This window comes from Blautia sp. Marseille-P3087 (assembly GCF_900120195.1).
In the GTDB taxonomy this organism is placed as follows: Bacteria; Bacillota; Clostridia; order Lachnospirales; family Lachnospiraceae; genus Blautia_A.
In genome coordinates this window covers 1624649-1639205 of record NZ_LT635539.1, presented here as the reverse complement: position 1 = coordinate 1639205, position 14557 = coordinate 1624649, and the positions used below count along the sequence as shown (strand labels likewise).

Below are 14557 nucleotides of genomic sequence, written 5' to 3'. Positions count from 1 at the left end.
CCAACTATAACAAATGCAGAATGGCTTGTCAATATTTTTTATCATTAAAGGATAAGCAATTGCGTAAGATATATAAAATTGTTATACTGTTCATAAATGAAGTTAGAATAAACTAACACAGAGCAAATAGTGTCACTGTGCATAAGATATTATAAATATGGAGGATATATATGGATATGAATATGTTCTACGGAATATTGATTCCGTTCGTTGGGACATCGGCCGGTGCAGCCTGCGTCTTTTTTATGAAAAAGGATCTGAACCAGTGGGTGCAGAGGTGCCTGACAGGTTTTGCAGCAGGTGTTATGGTAGCTGCATCTGTGTGGAGTCTTCTGATTCCGGCAATCGAGCAGGCCGGGGGAATGGGAAAATTATCGTTTATTCCTGCGGCAGCCGGATTCTGGGCGGGTGTGCTTTTTTTGCTTCTTCTGGATCATATTATTCCGCACCTGCATCAACAAACTGATAAAGCAGAGGGACCGAAGAGTAATCTGCAGAGAACAACCATGCTGGTTCTTGCTGTAACGCTGCACAACATTCCGGAGGGAATGGCAGTTGGTGTTGTCTATGCGGGGTATCTGACCGGAAATGCACACATCACATTGATGGGCGCGCTTGCATTGTCGCTTGGAATCGCAATCCAGAATTTCCCGGAGGGCGCAATTATCTCCCTGCCGCTTCGTTCTGAGGGAATGGGTAAGATGAAGGCTTTTGCGGGAGGTGTTTTGTCTGGAATCGTGGAACCGGTCGGCGCAGTACTGACAATCATGGCCGCGGGACTGATCGTGCCGGCACTGCCGTATCTCTTAAGTTTTGCGGCGGGGGCGATGATCTATGTGGTGGTAGAGGAACTGATTCCGGAGATGTCCGCCGGAGAACACTCGAATATCGGTACCATTTTCTTTGCAGTTGGATTTTCGCTGATGATGATCCTGGATGTGGCACTGGGGTGAAAGCAGATGCTGAACAGATGCCTAGATACATACAATGTGAACAAAAAGGCATGGATAAAATTGTGGAATATATTTAAAAATGAGGTTGATGTTTTTGGAAAAAAGGAGTAAAACACTAGATAAATAAAAAAGAGAAATGCATAGATCAGGACAGATCACAAAAGGAAACCGGATTACAGAGAGCCGCAGTTGCTGAGAAGCGGCAGAAAGTATTTTGTGATAAATATGATAATACAAAGTGGTGCCACGGAAGATTCCGCCTTTGTTATCCGAAAGGATAGCAGAGGCGTTTTTTTGTGGAACAGGAGATACCTGTGAAGCAAATATAAATTATTACATAAGAAAGAAGAGGGCAGAGATTATGAGTGGAATCTTAATGATGGTAATAGCCATTGTAGTGCTCGGTGGAGCATATCTTCTGTATGGCCGTTATCTCCAAAACAAATGGGGCATTGTCCCAAAAGCTAAAACTCCGGCATATGAAATGGAAGAGTAGCAGCAAACGGAGCTGTTGCAACAACTTCCATGCTGTTCATCCTGGAAGCAGTTGCACTTGGATTTTTCCTTAAATATACAAAGTTTAATAAATGGATCAATACAGCAGTTGCAATTGTATTACTTGTAGTTGCAATCGTACTCGGACTTAATTTCCCGATGTATGTAAGCCTTGATACATGGCATATCATCATTTTTGCATACATTCTGGTAGCCAGTGTCGCTCCGGTATGGGCTTTGCTTCAGCCACGTGATTATCTGAACAGCTATCTGCTGATTTTTATGATCGTCGGTGCGGTCATCGGTGTATTTGTAGCAAATCCTTCATGCAACCTCAAAGCATTTACAAGCTTTAACGTAGACGGACAGTATATGTTCCCAATCCTGTTTGTAACAATCGCATGTGGTGCAGTTTCCGGTTTCCATTCACTGGTATCTTCCGGTACCGCATCCAAACAGATCAAAAATGAAAAGAATATGCTTCCTGTTTCATTCGGTGCCATGCTTATGGAAAGCATGCTTGCCGTTATCGCACTGATTGCAGTTGCATCTTTTGCCAACGGAGAGGCAGCAGCACAGGGACTTACAACACAGCCACAGATTTTTGCAGGAGCTATCGCAAACTTCCTTTCTGTAGTAGGTCTGCCGCATTCACTTGTATTTACACTGATCAACCTTGCAGTATCAGCATTTGCACTGACATCTCTTGACTCTGTAGCCAGAGTAGGACGTCTGTCATTTCAGGAATTTTTCCTTGATTCCGATACAGATGAGAAAAACATGAGTCCGTTCTTAAAAGTAGTAACAAACAAATACTTTGCAACAATCATCACTCTGGTACTTGCACTTGTAGCCTGCGCCGTATTCTTAAAGAAAACAAAACGTCAGGGCTGCATGCTCTGGATCCCGATGGTATTCATGATGGCTGTTACCTTTACAGCACTTGGCATGACCATCACAAAACTTACCAAAGCACTTGTAACAACAGGTCTTGATTTTGGAAATACTCTGCAGCTTGTTTTTGCGGTATTACTGCTGATCCTTGGTGTACTGGTTGCAATTCAGGGCGTTAAGAAACTGTTTGAAAAAACAGATGACAAAAAAGCAACAGCATAAAGAAGTTTTACAACTCCTTTGTAGATGTAGAAGATATCGCCGAAAAATCCAATGATCAGACCCACGCAACCACCAGAGCAAAGAACAACATTATGAGACATTGTGTATTATATAAGTAAATATTTAAGTGAATGGATCAGTTATGCCGGATCAGAAAATAGATAACCTTTTGAATCTTGCGATGGATGCGACATCAGAGGAACGTGCAAAATCCGAAAATTTGAATGTCGGATATGATTCATCGGAAAGATTATGGGATGTGATCGTGAAGTACAGTGGTCCGGAGAGCGGACTTGGCGGTGAGGGAATTCAGATGGTGCCACTGCTGGGAGGTTATGCAGTAGTGACTTTACCGGAGTCGGAAATCAAGGTGTATTCTGCCCGGGAGCAGATTGAATTTATTGAAAAACCTAAACGACTGTATTTTGAAACCTTTCAGGGCAGAGAAGCGAGCTGCATTCTGCCGGTTCAGGAAGGGAAAAATGGTCTTACCGGAAAAGGAGTACTGGTCGGCATTGTGGATGCGGGAGTGAATTTTTTTCATCCGGATTTTCGAAACGAGGATGGAAGCAGCAGGATACTATATCTGTGGGATCAGAGCATACCCGGAAATCCTCCGAAAGGCTACACAAAAGGAACGGAATATACGAAAGAAGAAATTGATAAGGCGCTTGCACTTGGGGAAACCGAAGGCAGGCGCCTTATTCCATCCAGAGATGTCAGTGGACATGGAACGGCAGTGCTCGGAATTGCGGCGGGAAATGGGACGGTATCGGAGGGCGTGAACCGCGGGGTAGCCTATGAAAGTGATCTGCTTGTTGTAAAGATGGGGAATGCAGGAGAAAATTCTTTTCCGCGGACGACGGAGCTGATGGAAGGGATTGACTATCTCATCCGGCAGGCAGTCAGAATGGGTAGACCGATTGCGATAAATATCAGTTGATATTGCACTTATTTTAGGAAATTTAATAACTGTTATATTTGATTATCAAATTCTTCGCAAACCCTTGAAAATACTAAGTTTGTAGCAAGTGAGCTTTCCCTTACTCTTTCCTTTGTGTTATATTCTCCCATTAGCTTTCATGAATCTTAATATGGGAAAAAATAAGGGAAAGAAAATTTCATAACACAGTATAACAATAACGACATGGTGAACTGATTGAAATGTTTTCGATATTTAACTCTATAACTGATTATTAAAAGAAAATAGAGATAAGATACGATGAGAACAATTTATGCATAATACAACATAAAACACGATAGTATTGATGTTTACACAAGTGTTGGATATATGCTTCGCATTGATTGCTGGGGAGCTGAAAAAGATTTAAAAACCACATATGGATCAGAATGTGCGCTTACTTCATTGGCTGTGGATGAGCCTTTAGAATATGCAAGATTATATCTCGATGGCAATTTACAGATGTGGATAGATTCAGAAGATTCACTTGAATTATAGAACAAGAATAACGGGTAGAAAACTTCTGATGCCCATTTTACAAGGGGGTCGAGTTTTTTATGTCTGCTGGAGTACTATTTTCGGGATAATGGCGAAAGGCTTTAGCGGTATAGTTAGAAGCACCGTTTCCATATTTTGTATTGGTTATGGTTTTTATATAATCGCTGGAATAATAGTCAATTGTAGAGCAAATGAAATAGACACAGGGGATTAAGGAAGAGTTGAAGGCAGATAAACAGATGGAATGGGTAGCAAATAAATACTATACAAGAGTGTGAAAAGGGAATTTTGAATAAGGAGATGATTTGGCAATAAGGTGCAGTAATCTGGTGGAAAGCAAGTCTGAAAATGGCTTGCTTTTTGCTTTACAATGTGGTTAGTTGATGTATATAATTATGATAAAGAGATAAAATTGATTTTTATATTTTGGTTCGATATTGTGATGCAGTTTTTCTATATTAAAAAATATACGAGGTTATAATGAAGAATAAAAGTTATGATTATATCTTTGGAAATGGAAAATTTAATACTTGGTTCAACATTATAGTTAGTATTATTAGTTGTTCAGCAATATCGTTTTGTTTAACCGAACTTTTGTTTTCCTTTGATTTTAAAGTGAGTTTTCAAAAAGCACTGATTTTTACCATACTTTTTGTGATTTTTTTATTATTGTTTTATTACTTTATAAAACAACGTACTTATAAACTATTCGATCAAAAAATAACATATGGATTTAGGGAACGAAAAATTTTGTATGCGGATATCCATTCATTAGTTTTTACACTATCCTCCAGACCTAAAGGAATATATGATATTGGACTGGGAGAACCATACCTATACATAAAAGAAAATGGGAAGAAAAAATATATATGCAATATTACAATTTATTTGGCATATCCAAGTGTTATACAAAAAAGATATGATATCAATATAAGCAATGGGCAGATAGGAATGTCTCCTGCCTACAGTTTTAACTGTTATGATATAAAAAGTATTTTCAATTTAATACATCATTCAAAAGCAAATATTTATGTGACGAAGAGTTTTCTTCTCTTTAATAATTGGACAATAAACAGATTTTGCAAAGAATACAATATCTCTATGGAAATGGTTCAGCTTATAAATGATGGAAACTAATGTAAAAAATTTGTATTGTATTGAACTTTAGAAAACCTTTTTATGAGAAAGGAAAGCATATGCAAGAATATTATAAAATATATTTTCCTTATTCCAAAGAATATTTATTGGAACAGATTAAGAAGACTACAAAACCATTATGTATTTCAAACCAGGCTTATAGAGATATGGCACTTGCAGCCTACAAAGAAGAGGATAATACCTTATGTATCGGATATGCAGCAGGAAGTATGACAGGCGGTGGCTGGGAAATGCTCCAGACACATATAAAAAGCTATGGGGGAGATGTAATGCTGGAAGGTACGTTTGTGCTTTTGCCATACATAAAAAAAGCTGCACTATTTTTTCTGCTCATAGTGATTTTATTTGCATTGTTTTTTTTCTCAGGGAGATTTATTGATTTTAACAGAATGTTTGATTTTATTTATGTTTCCATTATATCTGCTGTATAGGAATATTTCTAAGATAGGAAAATGTGAAGAAGGGCGACGGCTTGTTTTATTATATCTGGAAAAGGTGCTTCATGCAAATGTGGAAATATCCGTAGAGGAAGAATAAAGAAATGATAGGGGAAAACGAGAATGAAAAAGATTAATGAACAAACAAAAAGTTTTTTACTATACGGTATAGAAGATGTGATTAAGCCGAAAGAAATCTACAAATTAGATGGAGCAATCTTGTTTCTAGTATTTTTATTTTTCTTTTTATCTGAATCAGCTCCATCACCGTTTTTTTCAAAAGTATTTTTAGTTATTGTTTATCTTGGATTCGTGATTCTTAGTTTTTCAAGAACAGAAGTGACAGGGAAAAAGGTTTTTTGGATCATTGGAATACAAAGTCTGACGTTTTCTATTTTGTTCTGTTGGGCAGCAACTATCCTCATGCTGACAACTATGAAAGAAGAATATTATAAGAGGTATCTAACCATACTCGTTATCATTTACATACTGGTAATCGCTGCATACATTTTTCTTATAATAACTTTGATTAAAAAAGATATCTACAATCCATCTTCTTCCAAAAAGCTGGCTGGAGGATGGTGTATTACTAGTTTTGTATTGCTTGGAATGGGTGTCGCAAAAGTACTTAGTAGCAGCGTTGAATATACAGCCATGATTAGAATTGCAAGCCTTTGTTCCTATTTTTGTTCTTTGGGTTCTATCTTAGGAGTTTTTCACCTGGTAAAGTATTTTGCTGTCAAAAAATGGGAGGTTGAAAAATGAATATTTTTATGAAAAGAATATAGATGAAAATAATTATAGCATCCAGGAAGAAGGATGGCTGGGAATTTTATTTTTGGTTGGAACTATATTTTTCTCAGGATTACTTTTGTATGGTTTTATAGACGGACAGGCGGATTTTTCAGTTATAGTGGCGTATGGAATATTGATTGCTTTTTCTGGAATCTGTACCCTGCATTTGTTCCTGTGGAGAGTCAAGATAAATCATGATGTAATTGAATACCGGTCGTTTTTTGGAAAAAAATATTATAAATTTTCAGATATAACAAGAAGTGTACATAAAGAAAATGGTACATTGGAAATATATGCAGGGGACAAAATAATATTCAAATTTGATGAAAACATAAGCGCATCATTGTTTGCAAATAGTCTGTCTAAGCATAAAATTTCACAAGAAACATGGTTGAGTTGTAGAGATAAAAAGTGCATCATAAGACCAAAAGAAAGCCACTATGTTCTGCCAGGCATTTTCTTTTTATATTTGGTTTACAATAGTGTGATACTTGTATTCAATGCAAAAGAAACAGCTTTTGTTTTCCTTTTATTCTCTCTTGTACCGGGAGGTATATTTTTCTATTTTTTAATGGACAAAACAATTGTCAAGGATGGATGGCTATATAGAAATGGATTTTTAAGGAAGAACTGTAAAATAAGATTAACGGATATTACCCAGATGAAAAGAAAAAAGAATTTATTTGGAGAAGCTCTTATTTTATATAAAAATCAGAAAAAAATCGCTAAAATTTCTGCCCGAAATAGAAATGTGGACTGGCTGCAAGTAAAGATTGCAGAAATAAAAAAGGATAAGAAGAAATTAGAACGTAAAAAATGAAAAATGTGAATCATATAGGGAGATTGAGTTTATGGATAATGTCATTAGATTAAGTAAATTTGTAAAAAATTTAGGAATAGTAACAACAGTTCTTTTTTTAATAATCGTACTGGTAACATTTGTTACAGGAAATATGGGGGTTGCGATATGTTTTATGCCTTTTGTATTTTTAGGTATTGCTTTAATTTTGGCATACAAGAAACAAATAATTGTAGTAAATGAAGATGAAATTGTATTTAGCTATCTGGTTAAGAAAACTCAGCATATAAAATATAATGATATTCGTTGTATTTTAATGATTCCATTAAATGGTAGAACAGATGTCATATTAATTGATAAGATGTACAATAGACTTGTTACTCTGGAGCAAGTGTATGTAAATTATGATATTTTATATGATACACTTATAAAACATGAAATAGATCTTGTGGATTTTGGTGAGTTAGTTGAACAGAACAAAGATGTATCAAAGTATGTACCTGCTTTAAACTGGATAGAAAAGAATTTCTATAAATCTATATGTAATGAGAATACAACTATCAAAAATATGTCAAAAACAATAGAAAAAGAAAAGCGTAAAAAAACAAAGCAATTTTTAAAAGCTTTAGGTTGGATTCTAATAATTGCTGATGCGGTAGCATTTTTTATTGGTGGCAAAACAATGTTAGTTATATTTATAATGGTTTTGATGATTACATATGCAGTGTATATAAAATATTATCCATATATATTTATAGAAGTCACCACAAAAAAAGGACAAGAACTGGCGTATCAATTACCATTTATGGGTGCAGCAATAGCAATGCTTTTATCCCTGAATACGAGTAAACTCTTTAATTATGAATTTGGAAACTATATGAAGATTACGGCAATTATTACTGCTTTACTTGCACTGCCATTTATTATTAAATCTTTAAAAACAGATGTACCACAGAAATTTGGACGTAAACTTTCAGTTGTATTTGCTGCTTTTATAATCGCATTTACAATTAGCTTCCCAATAAATTTTTTATTTACATTTGATGGGGCAACTCATGAAATTGCAATTGTAACAGACAAAAAGATTAGCAGTGGTAAAACTAGAGATAGAGAGTTATATGTAAGTTGTAATGGTAAAAGAGAAATATATACTGTTTCAAACAGTGAATATGAAAATACATCAATAGGCGATAGTAAAAGAATTTGTAGAAGAAAAAGTGCATTAGGATTGGAATATAGTACGATACATGATTAATATTTATTTAAAGATAAGGAAGGAATATATAAGATGAAAATATTGTTAGCAGTAGTTGGAGGATTATTATTACTGATATTCCCTTTTATAGTTATGAAAAAAGCAAAAGTAACAAAAGAAGAAAATACTGATGAAGCAAGGAAAAAATTTAATGTGTTTCTCATTTGTATGATACCTGTTCCTCTAATAGGCTTCATATTTCTTTTAATAGGGCTTAGAAGTTTTTTATAAAATTAAATAAAGGAGAAAAATGTTAAAAAACAATGATATATCAATACCAGAAGCCTGCTATGCAGATTTATGTAAGGTGGGTTTTTTTGAAAGAAAACAGGTTAAATTAACAATTATATGGAATGAAAAAATAAGCAGAAATAAACAAATACTTACACTTAAGAAGTTATATCCTGAATTAAATAAAGTGTCTACAGTTGAAATCTATAAAATTACAAAAAAACGAAGAAATGGCAATTTGCAGAGATGGGATGGGGATTTGCTGTTGACTTTTCGCATAAAGCAGAAAAAGCGGGGATAAAAATATTGTTAGAAGAATAACTAAAAATCTTGCTAATGTATAAGTTAAGTAAAAAATAGAATGAAAAATAATCATATAGCAGAGGAGATTGGGTAATATGAAGGAACAAAAGAAATCTTCTTGGGGAGCGGTTCTGGTGTCATTTTTAAAGGAATTTCTATTAAACTCATTCGAAGCCCCAGGTCATCTTTATTATGATGAAAATTTAACTAATGAAGGAAAAAGAAAGAAAAATTATATTTGGAGGGTGCTTCTACTGGTGACTGCGGTAGGAGTAGCTTTGCTTCCTGTTATAGCTTGGAACATGTTTGTTCCAGATGTGCTATGGGCAAAAATAGTTACCGTTGTAGTGTGTGAAGGCTATGTTGTTTTTATAGTAAGTATGGAGATTATCCAAATAAAGGATGAGCTAAAGGAAGATATGTTAAAAATAGGGGGATATAAAATTACTCCCAAAGGAAGTATTTCCCTATTTAAAGAAATTGATTTTAAGATTGCTCAAACAGAGTATTCTTATACAATATTGATTTCTAAGAAACCTTTAAAATGGCTTTATAAGAAGTTTTATGTTACAATCTATGGAAGACATGGAAAAGTAAAAAAGATTGAATTGGTTCGAGCAGACAAAAAGTATTCTACGAAATATGAGACAATGAATGGTACAGTCTTAGAAAAGTTGCAAGAAGAAAATAATAGGTTTTTAAGGAAATGCTTAGGTACTCCCAGTAAAAAGAGTATGACAGGCGTCGAATATTATTATGAGTGGGGACAAATACAATCCTTCTATGATGATCGTTCTTGTCAAACAGGAATTGTAATTATGTTTTAAAATAAGGAATATTGTATCTCTTGCTTCCGTATGCAGAAAGATTACATCGGTACAGAGAAATGTGGTAGTGATACACCAAAGAACACAGGCGAAACCTTATATCTCGGTTCCACAAGTAGCGAATCTTTCAAAAGAGAGAGATGGGTAAAACTTCGCTGTTTATATAATAGTAGGGGACGATGTTTTATCCCCTGCTATTATACGTTTTTTAGCATGTTTTCACCAATATTGCTTGGTACCTAACCGATTTTTCAAATAACATCTGATTCCAAGATATACTCCCTGAGAAAGTACGAAAAGCAATAGAAGATTTACGGAAAGTGCTTTTTTAATTGCTTCTCCAAAATAAATGATGACAGCAGTACTTGTCAGTATCATCAGTAGAGTAATAACATCCCAACAGTTTTTCTTATATAATTCTATAACCTTTATTTCTATCAGTATCGCCAGTATCCCTGTCCCTGCCACACATATTCCGACAACCAATATCAGAAATAACCAATATACCATTCCGGCTATAAAAGGATTTGGAATTTTTGTGCTAATCTGTGCCACAGATTGCCCGGCATCAATTGTCCAACCGATAAAAGTTTGTAGGAATGACGCTGCATCATGGAAGAATGATTTACAATCGGAAAGGAACACATCGGACTGTACTGCCTGAAAAAGAGTGGTTGTCAGCGAATACCATGCAAGAAGGAACAAGGTTGTTTGGAACATTACCGTTTTTGCTTTATACTGTCCGGCAAGTCGCTCTTTTTGTGTTCCGTATTTCGCTTTTTCATTCTGATAGGCTGTCCGGTCACAGGATTCACATTTTTCATAGAGTACCGGCTTTTCTACCGGTATCTCTACGATTTTCTGATGTGTCCGGGCATAATCCCGTTGTTGTGTTAAACAGCGTATTTTATTTTGATATTCCCCGATCATGACGTTTGCGCTTCGCAGCTTCTCTTTCTCGTTCCGCAATGCTCTGTCTGCCAGCTTCAAGTCGTTCTTTAATGCTTGAATATTCCCGGCTCTGTTCTCTTTGTTTAATTTCTCGTTCAAGATCAGAGATTCGTTGAGCTGCGTCTTCAGTTCCACGATAAGCTGGTCTTTCTGTTCCAGTTCTTCTTGTATCTCCTCGGTCAGGAGCAGAAGCTCTTCCAACTGTTCGGCGTTCTTTAATTCTCTGGATTCGTTCATCTATATCACGTCCTTTCTCTATCTGCTGTTCCAGTTCAGCAATTCGGTGTTCTGTTTCAGTAATAAACTGTTTTCGCTGTTCAGCTTCTGTGCCAATTTCTGCCATTGCTGATTTTCGTTTTCCAAAAGTTCTATCTTCGTTTTCTGTTCTTTCATCTTGGAAAGCAGTTCCTCGGTATTTGGCAAAATGTTGAGCAGCCCGGATAACTCGCTGTTTAATTTTTGCAATTTCTGATTCTGTTCCTGCATAAGAGAGAGTTGGGTGTCCCGGTTCTGCATTTCCAGAATCATTTCTGCCATTAAGGTCTGCTGTTCTTCGATTTGCCCAATCATGGATTCCATTAAGGGTATAATTTCCCGGCTTTCTTCTAATGTCATTTAATCGCTCCTTCCATAATGATAATGCACCCGATACTTTCCCAAAGGTGTCCAGTATCTTTTGCAATAACGTGTTTTGTTGTTTTATGATTTGATTTTCCGCTACTTTCCACGAACCTTTTATTTCCTGCCCGGCAAGAAACTTTTGTTCAATCTTTCTTGCGTCAGCGCCTTCATGGATGGTAGGAATCTGGAGTTTTCCCTGTTTTTCATAAGAACGGTGATCGACCTGATTCTGCAAAGGCAGATGTTCATTACATACCTTTGCCCATTCACTCCGCCATAGTTCACAGTTTTTTGGATTGTTCCATCCAGTAGCATCGGTCAGCACCCGTTTCCATTGCAAGCGGTTTCTTGCACCAATCTTCTGGATTCCGTTTTCGTCTAATACAGGGATACGGATTCCATGACGGTCAGGGTTTTTCTTATCCTGCCACCAGTTCGGATGGGATTCATCAATCACGATATTTCCGTTTTTATCTCTGACAAATTCCCAATCCTTGACTTCTTTCTTTCCCCAAGAATGATCCGGGTTAAAAGGGCGCATAGTCAGAAGCAGATGGACATGAGGATTGCCATCCCCTTTGTCGTGGATACTCCAATCAGCGCACATTCCTTTATCCACAAATGTTTTTTGGATATAGTCGGCTGTATATTGAATCTGTTCTTGTCTGCTCCATTCTTTTGGAAGGGCAAATTCAAATGACCTGCCAAGTTGGGCATCCGCACTTTTTTCAATCTTCAATACCTCATTCCATAACCTCTGTTTTTGAAATGTGATTTTAAATTTTTTTATAGCAGCTTCTTTATCTTCTGACCTTTTGTATCGGACAGACTTTTGAAAGCGTTTTATATTTTCCTCTGGTACTATCTGCCATTCAGAAGGTGCGTTTTCGCACATCATCAGACTGGTGTAGACCACTTCTTTTTTAGAAGTGTAATAACTGATACTCCCGGTTTCTTCGTTTTTCATCACATCCCCATTGAGATATGCAGAAGCGGAGATAACAGATTTTCCTTTACTTCGTCCGACTATTTTGATTGTGTAATGAAAAATCGCCATGTCTGGATTCCTCCTTTCTGCACATCCGGCATAGATTTCCGGCAACATTGCTTTCAATTTTAGAAAAAGCAGCATTGCCGGAACGCCCTCTGCGTAAGAGTGCCCTGCGCATAGCAGTCTGCATGGAATGCGCCCCTCTGGCGAAGAGTGCCTCCTGCGGCATGAGCAGGTCTGGCTGAAAGCCCCGCCGACGGAACGAGCCCGGCAAGCGTGAGCGCAGACCGGTTGCCACTTGTGGCAAACTTATTGGGACGACCTCTGGTTGTCCATAAGTGCGCCCTTCATGAAAAAGCAATGAAGGGAATGAAAAACTCATCCCCTCCGCCATTACACTTCCTCCATATCGGTATTGGCTTCTTTCTGCATTGCCTTTGAGAAAAACTTCCCATTGGCTTCCTGCCTTTTCAGAAAACCAATCAGCTTTGGGATGTCTTCCTCCTCAATAGGTGCACCAAGAACGGATTCCACTGCACCGCCAATCTGACAGAGCCTATGGGTTCGTTTTTTACTTTCTTCGGCTTTCTTTCGTTTCAGAAGTTCTTTCTTCTGTGTTGCATATCTTTTCGCCTTTTCAAGGCTTTCCTGTTCCTTCTTTTCCATTTCAAGCATTCGTTCTTCATAACTTTTTGTTGATTTTGCCATGATTACATTCCCCTTTCTTTTGCAAACATAAGTTCTCGGTTGCGTATCAGAAGAAGCACATGGTATAATCTTCTTGCGTGTAGGTATATCATGGCTTCGGTCTGATAGAACCTTTGGCGGTTTCTTTGGAAGCCGCCTTTTTAATTTGCCGCAGTTCTTGTTACGGCTTTTACATTTCCTCTATCCCTCAAATCACGACCTTCATTCGCTTCCATAAACATTTCCAGAATATCGGTTTTAATCAGGACTTTGCGACCAACCTTTAATACTGGAAGTTTCTTCCATTCTACAAGCTGTCTTAAGGTGTTTCTGCCGATTCCCGTATAGTCAGCAGCTTCTTCGATGGATAATGCAATTTTTCTTTGCGTCATATAATCACCTCCTTATAAATTGCATTATGCAATTCTTGTGATGTAAGTATATCCTTTTCATATATTTTTGTCAAGCGTTACGAAATATTAAAAATAATTTTTAAGTTGCATATTGCAATTACAGAAAAACAATGCTATAATTCATACATACCGAAAAAGGAGGCAGTCAGCATGAAAGATAAAGAACTACGCAAGCTGATAGGCAGCAGAGTAAAACAGCGCCGTCTGGAATTGAATCTGACACAGCCTTATGTCGCAGAAAAGATGGGTGTTACCGCTTCTACAATCCTGCGTTATGAGAATGGTTCGATTGACAATACGAAAAAAATGGTGCTGGAAGGTCTTTCGGAAGCACTCCATGTATCTGTGGAATGGCTCAAAGGGGAAACAGATGAATATGAAACCGACATTACGGATAAGAGAGAGTTACAGATTCGTGATGCGATGGGAGATATTCTGGAACAGTTACCGCTTGCCCTTACCAAAGAAGAAGATGCTTTTTCAAAAGATTTATTACTGCTGATGTTAAAACAATATGGTCTGTTTTTGGATTCCTTCCAGTTCGCCTGCAAAAACTTCAAGGGAAATGCTGGTCAGACGGATATTGCCAAAACAATAGGGTTTGAATCGAATGATGAATATAATGAGATTATGTTCTTAAGGGAAATCACTCCTACCATCAATGCTTTTAATGAGATGGCAGACATTGTAAGGCTCTATTCCAAGAAACAAAAAACAGCAGAACAAAGGCTTGCAAATCTTTTATCAGAAGTCTTATACGAAGATTCCGAATCGGTATAGTAAGACAACCGGAGTTATGATATACTTACACGCACGAAGCATTTCATCAGTTCCGATTGTCTAATATCGAAAGGAGACATACGATTATGGCAAAAGGATCTGTAAGAAAAAAAGGAAAGAAATGGTACTACCGCTTCTATGTAGAGGACGCAAGCGGCAATCTTGTTCAGAAAGAATGCGTTGGAACAGAAAGCAAAAGTGGAACTGAAAAGCTGCTCCGTCAGGCAATGGATGATTATGAGAAAAAGAAATTTGTTGCCAAAGCGGAAAATCTCACAGTCGGACA

16 protein-coding genes and 2 pseudogenes are annotated in these 14557 nt (G+C 37.0%); 14 read left to right on the top strand and 4 right to left on the bottom strand.

What is annotated here, in order from left to right; translation table 11 throughout:
* The first annotated feature begins 170 nt into the window (after nt 1–170).
* From BQ7344_RS07860 to BQ7344_RS07800, 12 genes and pseudogenes are all read left to right on the top strand, one after another.
* Entirely contained in the window at nt 171–953 is a 783-nt protein-coding gene (locus BQ7344_RS07860; RefSeq protein WP_072522130.1) for a ZIP family metal transporter, read from the top strand.
* Nucleotides 954–1314: 361 nt separating this feature from the next.
* A pseudogene (locus tag BQ7344_RS16795) lies at nt 1315–2564 on the top strand (carbon starvation CstA family protein).
* A gap of 127 nt (nt 2565–2691) precedes the next feature.
* On the top strand, nt 2692–3507 hold the full coding sequence (locus BQ7344_RS07850; protein ID WP_235816075.1) for a S8 family serine peptidase: 816 nt from the start codon (nt 2692–2694) through the stop codon (nt 3505–3507).
* 306 nt (nt 3508–3813) lie between these two features.
* Nucleotides 3814–4023 carry a DUF6061 family protein gene (locus BQ7344_RS07845; protein ID WP_176815408.1) on the top strand — a complete coding sequence of 70 codons (210 nt, stop codon included), beginning with the start codon at nt 3814–3816 and terminating at the stop codon, nt 4021–4023.
* A gap of 480 nt (nt 4024–4503) precedes the next feature.
* Nucleotides 4504–5160, top strand: coding sequence for a hypothetical protein (locus tag BQ7344_RS07840; RefSeq protein WP_019161966.1), 657 nt, complete (start codon nt 4504–4506; stop codon nt 5158–5160).
* 59 nt (nt 5161–5219) lie between these two features.
* Entirely contained in the window at nt 5220–5612 is a 393-nt protein-coding gene (locus BQ7344_RS07835; RefSeq protein WP_235816074.1) for a hypothetical protein, read from the top strand.
* Between the two features lie 129 nt (nt 5613–5741).
* Complete coding sequence (locus tag BQ7344_RS16500; protein WP_029471593.1) at nt 5742–6383, top strand: hypothetical protein; 642 nt, start codon at nt 5742–5744, stop codon at nt 6381–6383.
* Nucleotides 6373–7233, top strand: a complete 861-nt coding sequence (locus BQ7344_RS16495) for a DUF6560 family protein (RefSeq protein WP_235816073.1) — start codon at nt 6373–6375, stop codon at nt 7231–7233. Before BQ7344_RS16500 ends, BQ7344_RS16495 begins: the two co-directional genes overlap by 11 nt.
* Before the next feature lie 31 nt (nt 7234–7264).
* A complete protein-coding gene (locus BQ7344_RS07815) occupies nt 7265–8467 on the top strand; it encodes a hypothetical protein (protein ID WP_005334774.1) in 1203 nt (400 codons plus the stop codon).
* A 33-nt stretch (nt 8468–8500) separates the two neighbouring features.
* A complete protein-coding gene (locus BQ7344_RS07810) occupies nt 8501–8698 on the top strand; it encodes a hypothetical protein (RefSeq protein ID WP_005334773.1) in 198 nt (65 codons plus the stop codon).
* Nucleotides 8699–8717: 19 nt separating this feature from the next.
* Nucleotides 8718–8999, top strand: coding sequence for a hypothetical protein (locus BQ7344_RS07805; protein ID WP_005334771.1), 282 nt, complete (start codon nt 8718–8720; stop codon nt 8997–8999).
* Between the two features lie 97 nt (nt 9000–9096).
* Complete coding sequence (locus tag BQ7344_RS07800) at nt 9097–9828, top strand: hypothetical protein (protein WP_005334769.1); 732 nt, start codon at nt 9097–9099, stop codon at nt 9826–9828.
* A gap of 219 nt (nt 9829–10047) precedes the next feature.
* On the opposite strand, the gene BQ7344_RS07790 is transcribed toward BQ7344_RS07800, so the two are convergent.
* The 4 genes from BQ7344_RS07790 to BQ7344_RS07770 form a co-directional block, all read right to left on the bottom strand.
* Entirely contained in the window at nt 10048–10758 is a 711-nt protein-coding gene (locus tag BQ7344_RS07790; RefSeq protein WP_008369915.1) for a DUF6040 family protein, read from the bottom strand.
* Nucleotides 10736–12457, bottom strand: coding sequence for a MobA/MobL family protein (locus BQ7344_RS07785; protein WP_181985380.1), 1722 nt, complete (start codon nt 12455–12457; stop codon nt 10736–10738). Before BQ7344_RS07785 ends, BQ7344_RS07790 begins: the two co-directional genes overlap by 23 nt.
* A 327-nt stretch (nt 12458–12784) precedes the next feature.
* On the bottom strand, nt 12785–13099 hold the full coding sequence (locus BQ7344_RS07775; RefSeq protein ID WP_072522126.1) for a relaxasome subunit MobC: 315 nt from the start codon (nt 13097–13099) through the stop codon (nt 12785–12787).
* Between the two features lie 140 nt (nt 13100–13239).
* The gene (locus BQ7344_RS07770) at nt 13240–13470 is read right to left on the bottom strand and encodes a helix-turn-helix domain-containing protein (RefSeq protein ID WP_004843519.1); all 231 of its coding nucleotides are present in this window, start codon (nt 13468–13470) and stop codon (nt 13240–13242) included.
* Between the two features lie 171 nt (nt 13471–13641).
* Here BQ7344_RS07770 and BQ7344_RS07765 point away from each other — a divergent pair, with 171 nt between their 5' ends.
* Together BQ7344_RS07765 and BQ7344_RS07760 are read left to right on the top strand one after the other, a co-directional pair.
* A complete protein-coding gene (locus BQ7344_RS07765) occupies nt 13642–14271 on the top strand; it encodes a helix-turn-helix domain-containing protein (RefSeq protein WP_072522125.1) in 630 nt (209 codons plus the stop codon).
* Nucleotides 14272–14357: 86 nt separating this feature from the next.
* Nucleotides 14358–14557: pseudogene (locus BQ7344_RS07760) on the top strand (site-specific integrase); the annotation flags it as partial.

Coding starts and splice junctions, on each gene's coding strand:
- BQ7344_RS07860 (WP_072522130.1), top strand. CDS start 171: ATGGATATGAATATGTTCTACGGAATATTGATTCCGTTCGTTGGGACA.
- BQ7344_RS07840 (WP_019161966.1), top strand. CDS start 4,504: ATGAAGAATAAAAGTTATGATTATATCTTTGGAAATGGAAAATTTAAT.
- BQ7344_RS07835 (WP_235816074.1), top strand. CDS start 5,220: ATGCAAGAATATTATAAAATATATTTTCCTTATTCCAAAGAATATTTA.
- BQ7344_RS16500 (WP_029471593.1), top strand. CDS start 5,742: ATGAAAAAGATTAATGAACAAACAAAAAGTTTTTTACTATACGGTATA.
- BQ7344_RS07815 (WP_005334774.1), top strand. CDS start 7,265: ATGGATAATGTCATTAGATTAAGTAAATTTGTAAAAAATTTAGGAATA.
- BQ7344_RS07810 (WP_005334773.1), top strand. CDS start 8,501: ATGAAAATATTGTTAGCAGTAGTTGGAGGATTATTATTACTGATATTC.
- BQ7344_RS07805 (WP_005334771.1), top strand. CDS start 8,718: ATGTTAAAAAACAATGATATATCAATACCAGAAGCCTGCTATGCAGAT.
- BQ7344_RS07800 (WP_005334769.1), top strand. CDS start 9,097: ATGAAGGAACAAAAGAAATCTTCTTGGGGAGCGGTTCTGGTGTCATTT.
- BQ7344_RS07790 (WP_008369915.1), bottom strand. CDS start 10,758: ATGATCGGGGAATATCAAAATAAAATACGCTGTTTAACACAACAACGG.
- BQ7344_RS07785 (WP_181985380.1), bottom strand. CDS start 12,457: ATGGCGATTTTTCATTACACAATCAAAATAGTCGGACGAAGTAAAGGA.
- BQ7344_RS07775 (WP_072522126.1), bottom strand. CDS start 13,099: ATGGCAAAATCAACAAAAAGTTATGAAGAACGAATGCTTGAAATGGAA.
- BQ7344_RS07770 (WP_004843519.1), bottom strand. CDS start 13,470: ATGACGCAAAGAAAAATTGCATTATCCATCGAAGAAGCTGCTGACTAT.
- BQ7344_RS07765 (WP_072522125.1), top strand. CDS start 13,642: ATGAAAGATAAAGAACTACGCAAGCTGATAGGCAGCAGAGTAAAACAG.